Source organism: Blautia massiliensis (ex Liu et al. 2021), from assembly GCF_052064225.1.
GTDB lineage: Bacteria > Bacillota > Clostridia > Lachnospirales > Lachnospiraceae > Blautia_A > Blautia_A fusiformis.
Map to the genome: position 1 here is coordinate 1 of NZ_JBQHWA010000032.1, position 19461 is coordinate 19461.

19 protein-coding genes are annotated in these 19461 nt (G+C 46.3%); 13 read left to right on the plus strand and 6 right to left on the minus strand.

All coding sequences use genetic code 11. The features are described from left to right. Window positions 1-109 precede the first annotated feature (109 nt). The 3 genes from ACTNDQ_RS12345 (at window position 110) to ACTNDQ_RS12355 (ending at window position 3606) form a co-directional block, all read left to right on the plus strand. Complete coding sequence (locus tag ACTNDQ_RS12345) at window positions 110-1462, plus strand: MATE family efflux transporter (RefSeq protein ID WP_288786874.1); 1353 nt, start codon at window positions 110-112, stop codon at window positions 1460-1462. Window positions 1463-1589: 127 nt separating this feature from the next. Continuing rightward, window positions 1590-3224: a L,D-transpeptidase family protein gene (locus tag ACTNDQ_RS12350; protein ID WP_279198543.1), complete on the plus strand. Its 1635-nt coding sequence runs from the start codon at window positions 1590-1592 to the stop codon at window positions 3222-3224. An 82-nt stretch (window positions 3225-3306) separates the two neighbouring features. Then, window positions 3307-3606: a DUF3784 domain-containing protein gene (locus ACTNDQ_RS12355; RefSeq protein WP_015527011.1), complete on the plus strand. Its 300-nt coding sequence runs from the start codon at window positions 3307-3309 to the stop codon at window positions 3604-3606. A 106-nt stretch (window positions 3607-3712) separates the two neighbouring features. Here the strand turns inward: ACTNDQ_RS12355 and ACTNDQ_RS12360 are convergent, their stop codons facing one another. Next, a complete protein-coding gene (locus ACTNDQ_RS12360) occupies window positions 3713-5071 on the minus strand; it encodes an MATE family efflux transporter (protein ID WP_441064747.1) in 1359 nt (452 codons plus the stop codon). 2 nt (window positions 5072-5073) lie between these two features. Further along, a complete protein-coding gene (locus ACTNDQ_RS12365; protein ID WP_144094241.1) occupies window positions 5074-5694 on the minus strand; it encodes an HAD family hydrolase in 621 nt (206 codons plus the stop codon). A gap of 303 nt (window positions 5695-5997) precedes the next feature. On the opposite strand from ACTNDQ_RS12365, the gene sfsA reads away from it, so the two are divergent. Genes sfsA through ACTNDQ_RS12380 form a run of 3 tightly spaced genes read left to right on the plus strand, consistent with a single transcriptional unit; the run spans window position 5998 to window position 8759 of the window. Then, window positions 5998-6678: a DNA/RNA nuclease SfsA gene (sfsA, locus tag ACTNDQ_RS12370; RefSeq protein WP_044961964.1), complete on the plus strand. Its 681-nt coding sequence runs from the start codon at window positions 5998-6000 to the stop codon at window positions 6676-6678. Between the two features lie 12 nt (window positions 6679-6690). Further along, entirely contained in the window at window positions 6691-7746 is a 1056-nt protein-coding gene (mutY, locus tag ACTNDQ_RS12375; RefSeq protein ID WP_059085368.1) for an A/G-specific adenine glycosylase, read from the plus strand. After that, window positions 7743-8759, plus strand: coding sequence for a glycosyltransferase family 2 protein (locus tag ACTNDQ_RS12380; protein ID WP_118752574.1), 1017 nt, complete (start codon window positions 7743-7745; stop codon window positions 8757-8759). Before mutY ends, ACTNDQ_RS12380 begins: the two co-directional genes overlap by 4 nt. 26 nt (window positions 8760-8785) lie before the next feature. Here ACTNDQ_RS12380 and ACTNDQ_RS12385 read toward each other — a convergent pair whose 3' ends face one another. Further along, window positions 8786-9475, minus strand: coding sequence for a phosphatase PAP2 family protein (locus tag ACTNDQ_RS12385; protein ID WP_279198545.1), 690 nt, complete (start codon window positions 9473-9475; stop codon window positions 8786-8788). 73 nt (window positions 9476-9548) lie between these two features. Then, a complete protein-coding gene (locus tag ACTNDQ_RS12390; RefSeq protein WP_278796035.1) occupies window positions 9549-10481 on the minus strand; it encodes a diacylglycerol/lipid kinase family protein in 933 nt (310 codons plus the stop codon). Window positions 10482-10661: 180 nt separating this feature from the next. Here ACTNDQ_RS12390 and ACTNDQ_RS12395 point away from each other — a divergent pair, with 180 nt between their 5' ends. The 7 genes from ACTNDQ_RS12395 (at window position 10662) to ACTNDQ_RS12425 (ending at window position 17495) form a co-directional block, all read left to right on the plus strand. Continuing rightward, entirely contained in the window at window positions 10662-11336 is a 675-nt protein-coding gene (locus ACTNDQ_RS12395; protein ID WP_021652293.1) for a response regulator transcription factor, read from the plus strand. A 154-nt stretch (window positions 11337-11490) separates the two neighbouring features. Next, window positions 11491-13686 (plus strand): DNA topoisomerase III, encoded by a 2196-nt coding sequence (locus tag ACTNDQ_RS12400; RefSeq protein ID WP_441064737.1) that lies wholly within the window; start codon window positions 11491-11493, stop codon window positions 13684-13686. A 114-nt stretch (window positions 13687-13800) separates the two neighbouring features. Further along, complete coding sequence (locus tag ACTNDQ_RS12405) at window positions 13801-14181, plus strand: DUF6483 family protein (RefSeq protein WP_441064738.1); 381 nt, start codon at window positions 13801-13803, stop codon at window positions 14179-14181. Then, complete coding sequence (locus tag ACTNDQ_RS12410; RefSeq protein ID WP_118752570.1) at window positions 14181-14852, plus strand: YkgJ family cysteine cluster protein; 672 nt, start codon at window positions 14181-14183, stop codon at window positions 14850-14852. The genes ACTNDQ_RS12405 and ACTNDQ_RS12410 overlap by 1 nt, the downstream gene beginning before the upstream one ends. 79 nt (window positions 14853-14931) lie before the next feature. Next, entirely contained in the window at window positions 14932-15831 is a 900-nt protein-coding gene (locus ACTNDQ_RS12415; protein ID WP_441064739.1) for a LysR family transcriptional regulator, read from the plus strand. A gap of 326 nt (window positions 15832-16157) precedes the next feature. Further along, window positions 16158-16946, plus strand: a complete 789-nt coding sequence (locus ACTNDQ_RS12420) for a shikimate kinase (protein ID WP_021652296.1) — start codon at window positions 16158-16160, stop codon at window positions 16944-16946. 222 nt (window positions 16947-17168) lie between these two features. Then, window positions 17169-17495 (plus strand): hypothetical protein, encoded by a 327-nt coding sequence (locus tag ACTNDQ_RS12425; RefSeq protein ID WP_441064740.1) that lies wholly within the window; start codon window positions 17169-17171, stop codon window positions 17493-17495. A gap of 236 nt (window positions 17496-17731) precedes the next feature. On the opposite strand, the gene aroD is transcribed toward ACTNDQ_RS12425, so the two are convergent. Then, the gene (gene aroD / locus ACTNDQ_RS12430) at window positions 17732-18493 is read right to left on the minus strand and encodes a type I 3-dehydroquinate dehydratase (RefSeq protein ID WP_441064741.1); all 762 of its coding nucleotides are present in this window, start codon (window positions 18491-18493) and stop codon (window positions 17732-17734) included. Between the two features lie 37 nt (window positions 18494-18530). Beyond that, the gene (locus tag ACTNDQ_RS12435; protein ID WP_278796040.1) at window positions 18531-19409 is read right to left on the minus strand and encodes a shikimate dehydrogenase; all 879 of its coding nucleotides are present in this window, start codon (window positions 19407-19409) and stop codon (window positions 18531-18533) included. Window positions 19410-19461 lie beyond the last annotated feature (52 nt).

Below are 19461 nucleotides of genomic sequence, written 5' to 3' on the forward strand. Positions count from 1 at the left end.
TTCATCCTGTGTATTTTATTCAGTTTTCAATGTCACAGATGAAGGAAAGGGGCTAAATTTATGCCTAAAAATAAGGTTTTCGGACAGGTTGAGGGGGGAAAAAGATTTCATGAAAACAGACATGACACAGGGAAAACCGGTAAAAGTGCTCCTGGGATTTACGATCCCGGTATTGATTGGTAATGTATTTCAGCAGTTCTACAATATGGTAGATGCGGTGGTTGTAGGAAAATTTGTAGGAACAAAGGCACTGGCGGCAGTTGGCTCAACAGGAACTATCATCTTTTTGATCATAGGTTTTCTTCTGGGACTTACTGCCGGTTTTACCGTACTGACTGCACAGAAGTACGGTGCGGGAAAAATGGATGAGATGCGTCAGACCGTGGGAAATGCACTGATCCTGACAGCGCTGATCTCGGCAGTGATGACAGCAGTCAGCATGACAGGTATGCATGCACTTCTGAAATTTATGCATACGCCGGATGATATTTTCAAGGATGCATATGCTTACGTTATGATCATCTGCGGAGGGATTTTTGCCCAGGCATTATATAATATCCTGGCCAGTATCCTCCGTGCACTGGGAAACAGTAAGGTACCACTGTATTTTCTGATCTTATCTGCAATGCTGAATATTGTGCTTGACCTTGTATTTATCATCGTGTTTAAGCTGGGAGCGCCTGGAGCAGCCTGGGCTACCATTATTTCCCAGGGAGTTTCAGGAGTCTTATGTCTGGTATATATCTGGAAGTTTGTGCCGGAGCTCCGTATGAAAAAAGAAGACTGGTATTTCAGACGTAACCTCGCAGCCAAGCAGATCGGTGTGGGAATCCCAATGGGACTGCAGTATTCCATTACGGCGATTGGAACCATGATGGTACAGTCAGCCTTAAATATGCTTGGCTCTTATGCGGTGGCGGCGTTTACAGCAGGAAGTAAGATCGAGCAGATCTTCACCCAGGCATTTGTGGCACAGGGAACTGCCAGCGCTACCTACAATGCACAGAATATCGGAGCCGGAAAGCTTGAGAGAGTGCGGGAAGGCTTCCGGGCTTCGCATTTTATAGGAATTGTATATTCTGTTGTTGTTGGTAGTTTTCTGTTCTTTGCGGGAAAATATTTCGCATATCTGTTTATCTCAGATAACATTGAAGAAGTGCTTCCTATGGTAGCAATCTATGTAAAATGTGTGGCACTGTTTTTTATTCCTCTGTATTTTGTCAATGTACTGCGAAACGGGATCCAGGGAATGGGATATGGTCTTCTTCCTATGATGGCCGGTGTGGCTGAGCTTGCAGGAAGAGGGATCACCGCTACCATTGCAGCCGGAAAAAGCAGCTATATCGGTACCTGTCTTGCAAGTCCGGTGGCCTGGATCTTTGCGTCAGTGCTCCTTTGGGTAATGTATTTCTATGTTATGAAAGATATGGCGCGGAAGCTGTACGGTACAAATAAGTTATAAAAAAACCGTGAAATGAGATGCAATTTCCGGAAAGTATGATATAATGAAAAAGCTGGTGAGTAAGACCAGAAAGTATCAATGGAAAGATGCCTTTTTTGAGGGCATATGAACATAGAGGTGAATAAATATGAGCAACGATGAAAAGAGGGATATCGAGGACAGGATCAATGATGCCATGGCAAAGATCGTCAGTGATACTGCAGGAGAGCCTCAGCCTGAAAATAAAAATAACAGATCAGCTGCTCACAAGTCGGCAAGACCTTCGAAATCAGCAAGGCCAAGGAAGATCACCTACGTACCTATCGATGAATCTGAATTTGAACCTATTGTTATACCCGAAAAGAAAAAGCATAAGGCACTGAAGGTGACCGGAATGATCGCCGCCATGGTTTTGGTAGTGGCAGGCTGTGCATATGCAGGAGTATCTTATTATTACACAAGTCATTTCTTTGAGGGCACAACGATTAACGGGATCGACAGCTCCAACAGGACTGCATATGAGGTTGAGCAGGAGATCGCAAAAAAAATGGAAGGCTATTCCATCCAGGTAAAGGCCAGAGATCAGGAACCGCAGACTATAGAAGGAACGGATATCAGTTATCGTTATATATCCAGTGGTGAAGTTCTGAAGCTTTTGAAAGCGCAGAAGCCCTATGAATGGGTGAGAGGATTTTTTGAAAAGACGACTTACACAGCCAGTGAGCAGACAGCTTTTGACAAGTCAAAGCTGGAGTCAGAAGTGAAAGCACTGAACTGTGCCCAGAAAGAGAATCAGGTAGCACCGGAGAATGCGTACGTAAGCTTTAATGATTCCGAGTTTACGATCGTGCCGGAGACAGTGGGAAGTGAACTGAAGGTAAAAGAAGCCTATCAGATGATCAGTGATGCTATCAGCAGCAATGACGGGGAAGTAGATCTTGGCAGTAACCCGGATGCTTATGTGAAAGCAGATGTGACCAGCGACAGTGCAGATCTGCAGGCAACGGTGGATGCATATAATAACTTTGCGAGGGCAAGCATCACCTACACATTTGGAGATGAGACAGTAACACTTGATGGAAGCACCATCAAGAACTGGCTGCAGTTTGACGAAAAGGGCCAGCTGATCCAGGATGATGCATCCTTCAAACAGCATATCGTGGATTATGTGGCACAGCTTGCAGCGGATCATGATACAGTAGGTACAGAGCGACAGTTCCAGACAACAAGCGGAAGAACTGTTTCGGTTTCCGGTTCTGCATATGGCTGGAAGATCGATCAGGACGGAGAGGTGGCACAGCTTACCCAGGAAATCCAGTCCGGAGCTCAGACGACCAGAGAGCCGGTTTATTCCATGAGAGCCAATTCCTACGGTGTGAATGATCTGGGAAATACCTACATTGAAGTGGACCTTACAGAACAGTATATGTGGTATTATCAGGATGGAAATGTGATCTTTGAATCAGATATCGTATCCGGACTTGCAAGTGATCCGGAGAGAAAAACACCTCCTGGAATCTTCACCTTGTACTATAAGAAGAGCCCGGATGTGCTACGTGGCACCAAGAAACCAGACGGAACCTATTCCTATGAACAGCCGGTAACCTACTGGATGCCGTTTAACGGAGGCATTGGATTCCATGATGCAGACTGGCAGCCGTACTTTGGAGGCGACCGGTATCTAACCGGAGGTTCCCACGGCTGTATCAATATGCCGCCGGATAAAGCGGGAGAGCTTTACAACATTATCCAGTATAATGTTCCGATCGTCTGTTTCTATTGATCGGATCTGTAGTCAAAAAACAAACAGGAGCCAGCCGGTGATCCGGTGTGTGGCTCCTGTTCTTTAGCAGGAGGAAAATATTATGTTTGATCAGTCATTCAGCTTTATACTTACAATCGCAGCACTGGTAGTAGGATTTATGCTTTTTACCGGACACGGTTCCTTTTTTATGAAAGGCGGAAACACACAGGCCAGAGCCCAGAAGTATGATGAAAAAAAAATGGAAAAGGTTTCAGGAATCTGTCTGATACTTATCGGAGTGGCTACAGGAGTTGACGCATTCACCACAAGTGTAGCAGCAAAGATCGCCTATGTAGTAATTCTGTTTGTGATACTTGCGGTATTTCTGTTTGTACTCAGAACAAAATGTATCAAAAAATGATTAGAAGTATCAGAACTATCCTTTAGGTAAAAAAGCAGAACTCCCCGTGAAACGGTAACCTGTCTGATCAGGCTCCGGTATCCGCGGGGAGTTTTTCTGTCTGTATTTATTTTAATTTCGTTCGGCTGGTCTGCCGGAATGTCAGAGTAAAGATGATTCCCTTTACGATGGAAGTAAGGGAAAGTGCCCACCAGATACCATTAAGTCCCATTCCCGCATGAGTCAGCAGCATGGCAAGCGGGATTCTGGCCCCTGTCAGGATAATACTGATGATACTGCAGAGCTTGGTCATACCAAGGCCGGACAGTGCACCGATGGTCATCAGCTCAATGGACATGAAAGCCTCACAGAAGCCGATGATGATCAGGTAATTTACAGAAATCCCAAGGGATTCCGGATCATGGAAAAACAGTCCGGAGATCGGGCGTGGGAGCAGCACAAAGGCTGCAGTTATGATAAGGCCCCAGATTGTCAGGATACCAAAGGAAATACGGTAGCCCTGGCGGATGCGGTCGTATTTTTTTGCACCGAAATTCTGTGCGGTAAAAGCATTTAAGGCAGAGGCAAAGCCGTCCGCGGTGTTCCAGGAAACGGATTCGATCTGTCCGCCCACACGCTGGACAGCAATGGCAGCAGCACCGAAGGCGGAAACCATTCTGGTCAGTACCATGGAGATCATACAGTAGAGCATGCTCTGGATAGCGGTTGGAAAACCAATGCGGAAGATATTTTTATAAAATTTTCCCGGAAAACGTGAAAAAAGATGAAGTTCACGAAGTACATTTGTTTCCAGCCCGGAAGTAAAGATCCGGAAAACCAGCACTGCAAAAACCAGGAACTGTGCAGTTACTGTGGCAATGGCAGCACCTGCCGTTTCAAGCCGTGGAAAAGGTCCAATGCCAAGGATCAGGAGCGGATCCAGGAGCATATTTCCCACAAGTCCAAGAAAATTGGCCATCAGCGGAGACCTGGAATCTCCCTGGGCTGTAAAAAGTCCGGTGAGAGTCAGGTTCAGGAAGGAAAAAATGATCAGTCCGCAGGTGATCAGCATATAAGATCTGGCAGAAGAATATGCTTCCGGGTCTGTCAGATTAAAAAATCCGATCAGAGGATCAAGAAATATAATACTTGCTGCAGAAAATAAGAGACCGAACAGAATGGTCATCTGCAGGGCACTGGCCGCGTAGGAACGTGCCTCTTTATAATCCTTCCGGCCGCAGGACTGTGCTGTGTTTACCTGTCCGCCCATTCTCGGAAGGGCTACCAGTCCCTGGGAAAGCCACACATACATGCCGCCCACACCGACACCGGCAACTGCCTTGGAGCCCAGAAGCCCGATCCAGGCCATATCTGTGATATTATAGGCAGTTCCAAGAAGGGAAGATGCCATGATAGGAAGAGCAAGCTCTGAAAGCGTTTTCAGGATCGGACCGGAAGTAAGGTCTATGGATTTTGATTTTTTCATACTCATCTGCATATCTCCGTAAGGTCAAAAGGCCTGGTGATCCGGTAATCCGGTTTATCCACCTGACCGAAACCGTATTCAGCAAAGATAAAAGGAACTCCTGCTTTCCGGCAGGCATTAAAGTCTCCTATAGTATCACCGATATAAACCGGATCGGAAAGATTATTATCCTCGCGGATCTTCATGATATTTTCCGCTTTGGCCATGCCGGTGTCACCGGGACAGAGATGGCCCTTGAAATAGTGTCCGAAGCCTGTGGATTTCAGGAACACTTCAATATATCCGGCCTGGCAGTTACTGACGATAAAAAGAGGAAAACGGCTGGAAAGAATCTTCAGTGTTTTCTCAAGATCCGGATACAGCGGAGCACATTTGCGAAGCAGTGCCTCGTGCTCTGCCTGGCAGCAGCCGTCGATGATACGAAGCTGTTCTGCTTCCGGAAGCTCAGGGAAAAGAGCCTTTGCGATATCCGGCAGCAGCTGGCCGAAAAGCCCCATCAGTCGTTTGGCGCTTACGTCGGTATCCATGTGCTCCGTATGGATAAGGTAATCACTCCAGGCCTCAGCTACGATCCCGGTGGAATCCCAGAGCGTACCGTCAACATCAAAAATAATACTGTCCATCAGAAAAACCTCCCCAAAAAACTATGATATGTAAAAAAAGCAACCCTTTGTACTGGACATAGTACAAAACAAGTTACTGTTCACTCCGTTCTCAGCAATACGCTTCGCGATGCACAGAATTTATGCTAATCGCATAAATTCGCGCGGTATGTCTCGGGTTTTCTGTGGCCTTCGCTCACAAAAAACACCTCGCGGAATATTACCAGTGAACAGTAATCAAAACAATTCTATATGAGAAAAGAAAAAAAAGCAACTGCGCTTTTGAAGATTTTATGTTATAGTAAGGGTTACGAGGGAAAAACTATGAATTATAAGAATACGATCAGAGGTATATTCAAAGACAGGCCTAACCGTTTTATCGCTCATGTGCAGATCGGGGATCAGCTGGAAACGGTCCATGTGAAGAATACAGGCAGATGCCGGGAACTTCTTGTTCCGGAAGCAGAAGTGATCCTGGAAAAGAGTGATAATCCTGCCAGGAAAACGAAATACGATCTGATCAGTGTGAACAAGGAGGGCCGCTGGATCAATATGGATTCCCAGGCCCCAAATAAAGCAGCAGAAGAGTGGGTGGCGGCCGGAAATCTTTTTCCGGAGAAAGTGACTGTCAGGAGAGAAAAGACATACGGAAATTCCCGTTTTGACCTGTATGTGGAATCCGGGAAGCGAAAGGCTTTTATCGAGGTAAAAGGCGTCACTCTGGAAGAAAATAATATCGTGCGCTTTCCGGACGCACCTACAGAACGGGGGATCAAGCATCTCTGTGAGCTGATGCATGCAGCAGCTGACGGCTATGAGGCGTATCTTCTTCTGGTGATCCAGATGAAGGGTGTAAGGTATTTTGAACCAAATCGGGAGACACATCCGGAATTTGGAGAAACACTTAAGGCGGCAGCAGATGCCGGTGTTCACATCCTGGCCTATGACTGTGCTGTCACGGAAGATTCCATGAAGATCTGTGATCCGATACCGGTAAGATTATAGAAAGGAAACGATATGCCTGAAAACATTGCAGAACCCCTTCTGAAATGGTACGATAAAAACAAAAGGATCCTGCCCTGGAGAGATAAAGACAATGCCTATTATACCTGGGTATCTGAGATCATGCTCCAGCAGACCCGAGTGGAAGCTGTGAAACCTTATTTTCAGCGCTTTATCCAGGAACTTCCGGATGTAGCAGCCCTTGCGGCGGCACCGGAAGAGAGGATCATCAAGCTGTGGGAAGGCCTTGGCTATTACAGCCGTGTCCGCAACATGCAGAAAGCGGCTGTTCAGGTCATGGAAGAATATGGAGGCAGGATCCCTGAGGATTTTGAGACACTTCTCTCGTTAAAAGGAATAGGAAGATATACGGCAGGTGCCATTGCGTCCATTGCCTACGGAAAGAAAGTCCCTGCAGTAGATGGAAATGTGCTGCGGGTATACGCAAGACTCACCGAAAACCGTGGAGATATTATGAAACAGTCTGTACGGAAATCGGTGGAAAATGATCTTACAGAGCAGATGTCTGAGGACAGACCAGGGGATTTCAACCAGGCTATGATGGAGCTGGGAGCTGTAGTCTGTGTTCCAAACGGAGCAGCAAAGTGCGAAGAATGCCCGCTGGGTCATTTTTGCCTTGCCAGAAAGCATGGAACTGTAGAAGAACTTCCCGTAAAAGCACCGAAGAAAGCCCGCACCATAGAACAGCGAACGGTCCTTGTGATCCAGGACGGAGCAGGTACAGCGATTCGTAAACGTCCGGATACAGGACTTCTGGCAGGACTTTATGAGCTTCCAAATGTGGAAGGACATCTGACGGAGAAGGCGGCACTTGCCCGGGTAAAAGCCATGGGGCTGGAACCACTGCGGATCGAAGCACTGCCGGATGCGAAGCACATTTTTTCCCATATTGAATGGAGGATGTGTGCTTATCGTATCGCTGTATCCTCTCTGGAAGAAGCACCGCAGGGGGAGTTCCTGTTTGTGGATAAGAGAGAATCCGATAAAAAATATGCAATACCATCTGCGTTTCGCGCATACACCAGATATATGAAGGAGGAAAACTCATGAAACTTTTGAGCGTAGCAATACCATGCTATAATTCAGAGGCTTATATGTCAAAATGCATCAATTCCCTGCTGATCGGAGGAGAGGAAGTGGAGATCATCATTGTAGATGATGGCTCCAGTGACCGTACTGCCGAGATCGCAGATGATTATGCCGAGAAATATCCAACTATCGTAAAAGCCATACATCAGGAAAATGGCGGCCATGGACAGGCAGTCAACACAGGGATCAAAAACGCAACAGGACTTTATTTCAAGGTTGTGGACAGTGATGACTGGGTAAATCAGGACGCCTACTATGAGGTCCTGAAAACACTTTATGAACTGACACGTGGGGCTGAGACCGTGGATCTTCTCATCAGTAATTTCGTTTATGAGAAGCAGGGAGCTACCCGCAAAAAGGTCATGCAGTACAGACACTGTTTTCCGACAAACCAGATTTTCGGATGGGATGAGGTACGCCACATGAAAAAAGGCCAGTATCTCCTTATGCATTCCATGATATACCGTACAAAACTTCTCCATGACTGTGGAATGGAGCTTCCGAAGCATACGTTCTACGTAGATAACCTGTTTGCGTTTGAGCCGCTTCCCTATGTAAAAAATCTCTATTATCTGGATGTGAATTTTTATCGGTATTTTATTGGAAGAGATGATCAGTCTGTCAATGAGAAAGTGATGATCAAGCGTATCGATCAGCAGATCCGTGTAAACAAACTGATGGTGGACGCCTATCTGAAGGCTAATGTGAGCAACCGCAGACTTCGTGCTTATATGTTCAGCTATCTGGATATCATCACAACCGTTTCTTCGATCATGCTGGTAAGAGCTGCAACGCAGGAATGCCTGGATAAAAAACAGGAGCTGCAGGATTACATCAAAGATCAGAATATGGGACTGTACCGGAAGCTTCGGAGAAGTCTCTTCGGAAGGGTGTCCAATCTTCCCGGAAGAGGTGGAAGAAAGATGTTTGTGGCAGCCTATAAGATCTGTCAGAAGTTTTATGGATTTAATTAAAAAAAAGCCCCCAACGGGGCTTTTTTTTATAAATTCTGTTCCGGCTTCTTCTTACGCATATGGGATAGGGAGCGCTGTTCCTCGTAATCATCCACTCTCTGTGGATAGAACAGGAGATGTCCGAACAGTGCCAGTGTGGTGCCAAGACATACATCGATCACAGAATGCTGCTTGATAAACATGGTGGACATGATGATCAGAACAGAAAGGATCAGGGCTCCTCGCTGAAGCCATTTCCTGTCTTTCAGTGCCTGGCAGTGATGAATGGCAAAATAAACAGCCAGGGAATTAAATACATGGATACTTGGCAGGATGTTGGTGGGAGTATCTGTCCGATAGATCTCGGCCACCAGTCGTGTAAAGATGTTACTTCTGGGGAATACCGCAGGGCGGAGATACTGAACGTTCGGATAGATGTAGGAAACAACAAGGAAAACCGTCATTCCCATCATCAGGTTGAAGATCAGCTGGAAATATTCCTTTTTATTCTTATTGCGAAACAGGAAATACACAACCGTTATTACCACATATGGAAACCATAAAAGGTACGGAATAATAAAAATCTCGCAGAACGGGATTATATCATCAAAAACAGTATGTACAACATGGTAGGCTCGTACAGGCCGCTGCTCCAGATATCCAAACAGGATAAGATAGGCAACGAAATAGATCGCTATGATAAAACCATGCCTGTATTTTTTTATTTTACTCAACATTTTGCCGCTCCTTTTCTTGAGGTATGGCTGATGTCAGCCTTAAGCTTCTTTTTTGTTAAGTATCTACCTGCTACTATAACACAGGCATTATGATTTTTAAAGGTTTCTTTTCAATGGTCACAGAAAATTCACGCTGGATTCCGCCGGATTCTCCGTCTTTATGCACAGGAAGGGAATGGGCACTTGTAATATGTACGTTCCTGCACTGTAAAATATGTACACCGCGAATGCGGGTATGTTTTCCCCAGAGAGCGCTCGGCAGGCAGAACAGCATTTTCAGCTTGGAGATTCCTTCAATAACGATCACATCCAGTAAACCATCCTCCGGACTGGCGTTTGGACAGAGTTTAAAGCCTCCGCCTTCATATTTCTGGTTCATTACAGCCGCAAACCAAGTCCTGCTGAAGGTTTGTGGCTTGTTCCCGTCAAGTGTTATCGTGACCGGGGACGGAGTAAGGAAGAGAAATTGCTTCAGTGCCACCATAAGGTAGATGAGTTTACCCATATGGAGACGGTTGAGAAATTTTTTGCCAGGTGTGATCAGGACTTCCTGACAGATTGCCGCATCGTAGCCCATTCCTGCACTGATGCCGAAACGGTAGGAATGGCTGCCAAGATGTAGCACAGGAACATCCATGAAAATGGTCCGTCTGTTCTCAAGAATAGAGCGAAGCGCTTCAAAAGGATCAAAGGGCAGGCCCATACTGCGGCAGAAATCGTTGCCGGACCCGACCGGGATAAATCCGAAAACAACCGAAGACAGATCAATGATCCCGGTAAGTACTTCATAAATAGTGCCGTCACCGCCTACTGTTACCAGAGTTACCGGATCCTCCGGTGTTCCGGCAGCACTGATCCTTCGTGCCAGTACTGTGGCGTGTCCCACATATTCTGTGAGAAAATACTGATATGAGATCCCCTGACTTTCCATGATGCTGCGAAGCCGGTTCCAGACATTACGTCCCTCACCGGATCTTGAATTGGGATTCACAATAAAAGAATACATAATAAAAAACCTCCAAACAACTCTCTGCTTTATCATAACATTGACGTTCGGCTTTTACAAATTAAAATTTCTTAAGGATTTCTATATTTTACATAAACTTAACCTTTTTTCTATGTTGGATTTTACGAATGCACTTTATACTTGCACGTATCAGATGAAAAATGAAGCTGGAGGAAAATTATGATATATCTTGTGGAAGATGATGAAAGTATCCGTGAACTTGTTGTATATACATTAAACAGTCAGGGTCTGGAGGCACAGGGTTTTGAACGGCCGTCACTTTTCTGGAAAGCGCTGGAAAAAGAACTGCCTTCACTGGTGCTTCTGGACATTATGCTTCCGGAGGAAGACGGACTGTCTATTTTAAAAAAAATCCGTATCCGTCCGGATGTGCGGAAACTTCCGGTGATCATGCTTACTGCAAAAGGAAGTGAGTTTGATACCGTGGTAGGTCTGGACAGCGGTGCAGATGATTACATTCCGAAGCCGTTCCGCATGATGGAACTTATCTCCAGGGTACGTGCCCTTCTTCGGAGATCAGAGGACAATGGCGCAGAGGAGTATCGTATGGAAAATCTTTATGTATGTCCGGGAAGACATGAGGTAACTGTTGATCAGGAGCCTGTGAATCTGACACTGAAAGAATACGAGATGCTTTGTCTCCTTCTGAAAAACAGTGGTACGGTTCTTTCCAGAACACAGCTTTTAAATCAGATCTGGGGATATGAATTCGACGGGGAGAGCAGAACCGTAGATGTACATATCCGTACCCTTCGCCAGAAGCTTGGCCCGGCAGGAGATCTGGTGGAAACAGTTCGTGGAGTGGGCTATAAGATCAGCGGAAAATGTGCATGAACAGCTGCTGAGAGTAATATGAAAGTAAAGAGCATTTCGACGGAAAAAGGCTTCGGCCCTTTTCTGGACGAAGTGCTTTTTTCATGCTATAATAGTTGAACCCCGGAGCCATTAGGAAACAGGCTCCAAAGAGTAAGAGGTGAAAGAAAAAAATATGAAATCATTAGTAATTGCGGAGAAGCCATCCGTTGCCAGAGACATTGCCAGAGTCCTCCACTGCAGTCAGAAGGGGAACGGAACCCTGGAAGGAAAAGACTATGTAGTGACCTGGGCCCTGGGACATCTGGTAACACTGGCAGATCCGGAAGAATACGATAAAAAATATACCAAATGGGAGCTTTCCACGCTTCCCATGATGCCGGAGAAAATGAAACTGGTGGTGATACGCCAGACCTCCAAGCAGTACAATGCGGTGAAAACCCAGCTTTACAGGAAGGATATCGGGGAGATCATCATTGCCACAGATGCCGGACGTGAGGGAGAACTGGTAGCAAGGTGGATCCTTGCAAAGGCAGACTGCCATAAACCTATTAAGCGTCTGTGGATCTCATCCGTAACGGACAAAGCAATCCGTGACGGCTTTGCCCACCTTAAAAACGGCCATGATTATGATGATCTTTACCGTGCGGCACAGGCCAGGGCGGAGGCGGACTGGCTGGTGGGAATGAACGGGACCAGAGCGCTGACCTGTAAATATAATGCCCAGCTTTCCTGCGGACGTGTGCAGACCCCCACCCTTGCCATGATCGCAAGAAGAGAGCAGGAGATACGGGAATTTAAGCCGGAGGATTATTACGGGATCACTCTGCAGGCGGGAAATGTACGCTGGACCTGGCGTGACGGAAAAAGCGGAAGCCTCCGCACCTTTAAGAAGGAGCGTGCCCAGGAGATCCAGACAAAGGCAGGAAAAAGCAGCCTTACCATAACAAAGGTTTCCAGAAAGCCGAAGAAGACCTATGCGCCGGGGCTTTATGACCTGACCACTCTTCAGAGAGAAGCCAATCAGAAATACGGCTTTTCTGCAAAGGAAACTCTGAATATCATGCAGAGGCTCTACGAGAATCACAAAGTCCTTACCTACCCAAGAACGGATTCCAGATATATAGGAAAAGATGTAGTTCCTACCATTAAAGAGCGTCTTCAGGCATGCGGGACAGGTCCTTATCGAAAACTTGCCGGTGCGCTGGTCAATAAACCGATCCAGACCAGTGCTGGCTTTGTGGATGACAAAAAAGTCAGTGACCATCATGCTATCATTCCTACAGAACAGTTTGTACAGCTGGATCATATGACCAACGAGGAACGGAAGATTTACGATATGGTAGTACGCCGTTTCCTGAGCGTGCTGTATCCGCCGGCTGTATATGAGTTGGTAAGCATGGAAGGAACTGCAGCAGGAGAAACTTTCGCTGCAAGCGGACGTATTGTAAAAAGTGCAGGGTGGAGAGAGGTTTATGAAGGCGGTTGGCAGGATGAGGATGAAGAGGAATCCGGTGATAAGCTGAAAGACCAGAAGCTTCCGGAGCTTACGGAAGGTCAGATACTTACTGTGGAAGGAGCAGCTCTTACAGCAGGCAAAACAAAACCACCGGCCAGATTTACAGAGGCCACACTTCTTGGTGCCATGGAAAATCCGGTTCATTTTATGGAAAGCCACGACAAAAAAGCGGCAAAAACCCTTGGTGAGACCGGTGGACTTGGAACGGTAGCCACAAGAGCGGACATCATCGAGAAGCTTTTCAACAGCTTTATGATGGAAAAAAGAGGCAATGAGATCTACATTACCTCCAAGGCGAAACAGCTTCTGGAGCTGGTTCCGGAAGAACTGAAAAAGCCGGAGCTTACCGCAGACTGGGAGATGAAGCTCAGTGATATTGCAAACGGAAAGCTCCGTCAGGATAAATTCCTCACAGGGATTCGTAAATATGCCTGTGAGATCGTAGATGAGATCAAAGGCGGACAGGGAACCTTCCGCCATGACAATATGATAAACAAGAAGTGCCCTAACTGCGGCAAACATCTCCTGGCAGTCAACGGAAAGAATGCCAAAATGCTGGTGTGCGAGGACCGGGAATGCGGATACAGAGAGACAGTATCCAGGACCACCAATGCGCGCTGTCCGAAATGCCATAAGCGTATGGAGATGCTTCTGAAGGGAAAAGAAGAGACCTTTGTATGTCAGTGCGGCTATAAAGAAAAGCTTTCATCCTTCCAGGCAAGACGAGCCAAAGAGGGTGCAGGTGTGAATAAGCGTGATGTGCAGCGTTATCTTAAGAAACAGCAGAAAGAGGCCAATGAGCCGGTGAACAATGCATTTGCACAGGCGTTGTCAGGAATTAAACTGGATTAAATAAATTGCCTGTCCAGATATCCGGGGTTCGGATGAGCAGAGGACCGGATGCAGATACGTCGGTCGGAGAAATGTGTCTGGCAGAACAGGACAGCAGAAAGAGAGGAAACCGATTTGGGATTACAGGATGACAGAATGTCAGGAAATATTCAGGATATCGCAAGACTGATCACAAGACTTCTTCTTAAGGGAGATATGCCGCAGTATACACTTCCTGCAGCAGAGGCAGATTATACAGAGGCAGACCAGCTTTTTAAGAAGGTTATCAGACTTGCTGATGAGGGTGACATCAACGGAGCGGAAAATGAGCTTCTTATGAACATGGAGGAAGATGATCCGGATTATCTGGAGCTTGCCCTTACCTTTTATCTGCATCTCAATGATATGGACGTAGATTACCTGGATGATCACGATTATTCCAGGGAGGAGATCCTGGACGGGTTGAAAAGCCTGGCTGAGGACTGGGGAGTTACAGGACTGGAGGCACTTGTCTGATGCGGCGGGAGGTTACACTGGAGGAAATTTCCGACGGTCGTTTATACGAGGCAAATGACATGGTAAAGGCAGACTGTCAGGACTGTAAGGGCTGTTTTGACTGCTGTACGGGAATGGGTGATTCTGTTGTACTGGATCCGCTGGATGTATGGCGGTTAAGTCAGGGACTTCACTTAAGTGTGGACCAGCTGCTTGCCGGAAAAATAGAGCTTGGCGTCACAGACGGAAATATTCTGCCGCATCTTAGGATGACAGGGGCAGAGGAACGATGCGTATTTCTGAATGGCAACGGAAGATGCTCCATCCACAGCTTTCGTCCGGGCTTCTGCCGTTTGTTCCCGCTGGGAAGATACTATGAGGACGGTGGTTTTAAATACATCCTTCAGATCCACGAGTGCAAAAAGACCAGCCGCAGTAAGATCAAGGTCCGGAAATGGGTAGATACTCCGGATTTTCGAAATTACGAAAAATTTGTCTGTGACTGGCATTATTTTCTTCTGGATGTCCAGTCGGTTCTCTATGAGAGCGAGGACAGTGATCTGATCCGAAACCTGAACATGTATGTGGTGAACCAGTTTTACAGGAAGCCTTATGATGAGAAGCGGGATTTTTATGAGCAGTTTTATGAGAGACTTGCGGCGGGAAAAGAACTCCTGAGCCTTGGAGTGTGAAACGGATCAGGCAGCGAGGTGTCTGAGCTTACCTGCCTGAAAGTCTCTCGCGCGGAGGAAAGAAAGGATTTTTTGACATATGAACTTAAATCAGCTCACATATTTTGTGACTCTTGCTCAGATCGAAAATTATACCAGAGCAGCCAAGAGGCTGGATATAACCCAGCCAAGCCTGAGCCATGCGATCTCCAACCTTGAAAAGGAACTGCAGGTTCCACTTTTTGAGCGTCACGGAAGAAATGTGACCATGACCAAATACGGGGAAATGTTTCTGAAATATGTGCAGGACTCCTTACATATCCTGAATCTTGGTGTGGAGAGGATACAGGAAGCGGCAAGGATTCCGGGAGGAAGTATTTCCATCGGGTATATCCATACCCAGGGACGCAGATTTATCCCGGGGCTTGTCCGGGGGTTCCTTAATGAACAGGAGGGGAAGAAGATTGATTTTCGTTTTCAGAATGCAGCTACCGGAAGTCTGATCCGGGGTCTGAAGGAAGAGAAATTCGACGTGATCTTCTGTTCCCGGGCAGAGGGCGAGAAGGAGATCAGCTTTGTGCCGGTGTCAGAAGAAAAGCTGGTGGCTGTAGTGCCTGAGAACCATGCTCTTGCAGACCGAAATTCAGTGACCATAAAAGAGCTGGGGCAGTATCCGCAGGTGACCTTTACCCCTGCAAGCGGACTGTATTTTGTGATCCGGGAGCTTTTCGAAAAGGAAGGACTTTCACCGGAGACGGCCTTTGAGGTAGAAGAGGATGGTGCACTGGCAGGTATGGTGGCGGAGGAATTTGGTGTAGGCATTGTGCCGGATGTACCGGTGATCCATACACTTCCTGTGAAAATCTTAAATATTGAGAATCTGCACTGCCGTCGTTACATATACATGGGAATGATGAAAAACCGGTATCCAAGTGCGCTTGTGGAGCAGTTCCGGGATTATATATACAAGCATTACCGGATCTATGAAGTGATACAGTAGAATCTTGGTGATAAAATTTCTGTAAAAAATCTCTGCTTCTGTAAAAGGGCGGAGATTTTTTTGACACAGATCCGGGCGTGAATACTATAGCAATTCCATAAATTACTGCAAACAATTCAGTCCCTCATAGCGTGAAGTCCTGCGTCAGATATCTTTGCCGTGCCTAAAAATTATAAAAATAATCTATAGATCACATGCGTAAATTCAATGAAAATTTGGGTTGAGATAAAAATGACCAGTTGGTATAATAAGGACAGATGCTTGATTTAAAGTGATAAAGTGATGACGGAAATCCGTAATAAAATGAACGAAGTAAAGGAGATATTATGAACCAGTTAGAAGTATTAAGAGAAAGCCTTGGACAGTGCGATGAGATCATCCTGGACGCACTCCTTATGAGAAACAGGATCGTAGAGGACATCATGGTATACAAGGAAGCTAACGATCTTCCGGTACTTCAGCCGGAACAGGAGGCGAAGCAGAAAGGATGGCTGGAAGCCAGAATGGAAGGCAGACGTCATAAGAAAGAGGTCAATGATGTTTTTGCAAGCATCACACAGAACAGTAAAAGGATCCAGTCCAGAAATCTTTTCAATTATAATATCTTCCTGATCGGATTTATGGGAGCTGGTAAATCTACGATCTCCGATTATCTGAAGAATGTTCTTGCCATGGATGTTGTGGAGATGGATCAGTGTATCGTGGAGAGACAGGGAATGAGCATTTCCGATATCTTTGAGACTTACGGTGAAGAGTATTTCCGTGAGCTCGAGACAAATCTTCTGATCGAGATGCAGTCCAGATCGAATGTTGTAGTATCCTGTGGCGGTGGTGTTCCGATGCGGGAGCGCAATGTTACCGAGATGAAAAAAAATGGCCGTGTTGTACTTCTGACTGCAAAGCCGGAAACTATTCTGGAACGTGTAAAGGATAATCATGACCGTCCTTTACTTGAGAACAACAAAAATGTTTCATTTATCGCGGATCTGTTGGAAAAACGTCGCGCGAAATATGAGGCAGCAGCAGATATAGTTGTTGAGACAGACGGAAAGAGTGAGCTTGAGATCTGCGAGGAGCTGATCCACAGACTTCGTGAGGCAGAGGCAAATAAATAACTGCTGATCATAAAACAGAATAGTTTTACATATAAAAGGGACAGCTGTCCGATAAACCGTACAGAAACAGAACGGAGATCGGGCAGCTGTCCTTTATGATATAAAAGATCCGGACCATATCATATATTTGCAGATGAACAGATCGTTTAATTGGTCTTATAGAAAATCTCCCTCGAGGTTTCCTCGATCACAAATTTCTTAAAGGCTTCCACGACCGGCGGTATGGCATCCTTCCGTATTGCAACGTTTTTAAGTGTGCTGATCATTCCGGTTGTAAGTTTCTTCCGTCCGATCTTCGGAGTCGGTTCCTCCATTACTCTGATGTTCCAAGCCTTTGTCTGTGCAAGGATCGGTATGGATTACTGCAGAACAGACCGTGACAAGATGATCGCAGGTGTTATGGCAGCTGTGCTTGCAACACAGGGAACTGCATGGGCATCCGCATGGGCATCCGCATGGGCCCTGGCTGTAGGCTTCGGCCTGAATATCTTCCTTTCAAATTGGGACCCCAGAAAGAAAGAGGAGAATGCCATCGAGGATAAAAATTGATCAGAGGAATAACAAAGATATAAAAAACAGAAAAAGAAGAAGTGTGCTGGATGGGTCAGCACACTTCTTCTTTTTGTCATGAGATTTGTTGTTTTTAATTATTATTTTAATAGATTTGCTATTATGGGATTAAAATTGCAAAAATATGTTACATCAATTGGGTTTAAAAATTGGTTTATAATTCGCGTTCTGTTACAAAAATCTACCGTAGATCCTTTTTATGGGAGGTTACAGGATCACAGGCTTTTGTGGATAATGTCAAGAACCTGTGCAAGCTCGTTGACATTGATCTGTCCCGGTGCGGAAGCTTTGGTAGCTGCACCGAAGGTAAGGGCGGAACCGAAGGTTTCGCCAGCGAGACGGCTGACAACACCTGTACCTGCCATGGACATGGTAATGATCGGGCGGTCGGCGAACTGCTCGGACATTTCCAGCGTGGCACTTAAGAGTGTAAGCACGTCCTGTTTGTTTCTTGGCATAACAGCCATTTTCGGGATATCTGCGCCATAGTCCTGCATCATGCGAAGACGGCGCACGATCTCATCCTTCTCGGGAGTTGCGTCAAAATCATGGTTGGAAGCGATGACCTTTACGCCATAGCTGTGTGCTTCCTGGATCATGCTTTTTACGATTTCCTCACCTGTGAAGACTTCTACATCAATGAGATCTACATAGCCGCTTTTTGCGACAGCCATGTTGAGTGCTTTGTAAGCTTCGTTGGAAATCGCTTTTTCTCCGCCTTCCTTTGCAGTACGGAAGGTGAAGAGGATCGGAGTGTCCTTTAAAACGGTCTGGAGATCTTTTGCCACATCCAGAACCTTGTCTGTGTCAAAAACGTCCTCAAACCAGTCAACACGCCATTCCGCAACGTCTACGGGGATCCTTGCGAAGGTCCCTGCCTCAAGGAGGATATCATCCTTTGTCTGTCCCACGATCGGGACACAGATCTTCGGCCTTCCCTCTCCGAGTGTGATATTTCTTACCTGAACTGTTTTCATAATAGTCCTTTCTGATACGACAGGAACAGATAGCAGTTTAGTCGTCGTATCTGATGTTAAGAATCTCTTTCATATGCTCGATCGGCATCGGTTCGCCGGTCCACAGTTCAAATGCAGCGGAGCCCTGGAAAAGCATCATGCCAAGGCCGTTCATTGTCTTGCAGCCAACTTCCTTTGCCATAGAACGCATAGCAGTTTCAAGAGGGGAGTAAGGCACGTCAACAACGATAAGCTCCGGGCGGAAGTAAGACTTGTCCGGAACAACGGACTGACTTTCCAGTGGTTTCATTCCAACACCTGTCGCATTTACGAAAATATAACTGTCAGCCATTTCTTTTTTCAGCTGGTCAAGATCTGCCAGATCATAGAGAACAGCATGGCTTGAAGTTCTGGTGTTGATCTTTTCTACCGTAGATACTGCACGGTCCCAGAATTCATCTTTGCGGTTGAAGATCACGATCTCGCTTACACCGTCAAGTGCTGCCTGGATCTCGATAGCAGTTGCGGCACCACCTGCACCTACGATGGTCATTTTCTTTCCGATGGCGTTGATGTTATTGTCTTTCAGTGCTGCCATAAATCCGATACCGTCTGTGATATGGCCTGTAAGATGACCATGATCATTAACGATGGTGTTTACAGCGCCGCACATTTCTGCTGCCGGTGAAAGCTCGTCAAGGTACTGGCCTACCAGAGTTTTGTTCGGCATGGAAACGTTGGAACCTCTCATTTTCAGAGTACGGATGGCCTTTACAGCATCCTCGATCTCGTCTGCACCAACCTCAAATGCAAGATATGCATAATCATAGCCAAGCTTTGCAAAAGCCTCGTTCTGCATGGCAGGAGAGCTGGAGTGGCGGATCGGATATGCCATAAGACCAATCAGTTCGGTATGTCCTGTGATTCTTTCTGACATGGTAATAACTCCTCTCATTGGTAAAATCTGGATGAAGATTTGTCTTTTTTAA

Bases quoted from the DNA above. Each gene is read 5' to 3' on its own strand.
- ACTNDQ_RS12390 (WP_278796035.1), bottom strand. From the start codon at position 10,481: ATGTATTCTTTTATTGTGAATCCCAATTCAAGATCCGGTGAGGGACGT.
- ACTNDQ_RS12435 (WP_278796040.1), bottom strand. From the start codon at position 19,409: ATGTCAGAAAGAATCACAGGACATACCGAACTGATTGGTCTTATGGCA.
- ACTNDQ_RS12400 (WP_441064737.1), top strand. From the start codon at position 11,491: ATGAAATCATTAGTAATTGCGGAGAAGCCATCCGTTGCCAGAGACATT.
- ACTNDQ_RS12385 (WP_279198545.1), bottom strand. From the start codon at position 9,475: ATGTTGAGTAAAATAAAAAAATACAGGCATGGTTTTATCATAGCGATC.
- ACTNDQ_RS12425 (WP_441064740.1), top strand. From the start codon at position 17,169: ATGGCATCCTTCCGTATTGCAACGTTTTTAAGTGTGCTGATCATTCCG.
- aroD (WP_441064741.1), bottom strand. From the start codon at position 18,493: ATGAAAACAGTTCAGGTAAGAAATATCACACTCGGAGAGGGAAGGCCG.
- ACTNDQ_RS12350 (WP_279198543.1), top strand. From the start codon at position 1,590: ATGAGCAACGATGAAAAGAGGGATATCGAGGACAGGATCAATGATGCC.
- mutY (WP_059085368.1), top strand. From the start codon at position 6,691: ATGCCTGAAAACATTGCAGAACCCCTTCTGAAATGGTACGATAAAAAC.
- ACTNDQ_RS12420 (WP_021652296.1), top strand. From the start codon at position 16,158: ATGAACCAGTTAGAAGTATTAAGAGAAAGCCTTGGACAGTGCGATGAG.
- ACTNDQ_RS12360 (WP_441064747.1), bottom strand. From the start codon at position 5,071: ATGAAAAAATCAAAATCCATAGACCTTACTTCCGGTCCGATCCTGAAA.
- ACTNDQ_RS12415 (WP_441064739.1), top strand. From the start codon at position 14,932: ATGAACTTAAATCAGCTCACATATTTTGTGACTCTTGCTCAGATCGAA.
- ACTNDQ_RS12410 (WP_118752570.1), top strand. From the start codon at position 14,181: ATGCGGCGGGAGGTTACACTGGAGGAAATTTCCGACGGTCGTTTATAC.
- ACTNDQ_RS12345 (WP_288786874.1), top strand. From the start codon at position 110: ATGAAAACAGACATGACACAGGGAAAACCGGTAAAAGTGCTCCTGGGA.
- ACTNDQ_RS12395 (WP_021652293.1), top strand. From the start codon at position 10,662: ATGATATATCTTGTGGAAGATGATGAAAGTATCCGTGAACTTGTTGTA.
- ACTNDQ_RS12380 (WP_118752574.1), top strand. From the start codon at position 7,743: ATGAAACTTTTGAGCGTAGCAATACCATGCTATAATTCAGAGGCTTAT.
- ACTNDQ_RS12355 (WP_015527011.1), top strand. From the start codon at position 3,307: ATGTTTGATCAGTCATTCAGCTTTATACTTACAATCGCAGCACTGGTA.
- ACTNDQ_RS12365 (WP_144094241.1), bottom strand. From the start codon at position 5,694: ATGGACAGTATTATTTTTGATGTTGACGGTACGCTCTGGGATTCCACC.
- sfsA (WP_044961964.1), top strand. From the start codon at position 5,998: ATGAATTATAAGAATACGATCAGAGGTATATTCAAAGACAGGCCTAAC.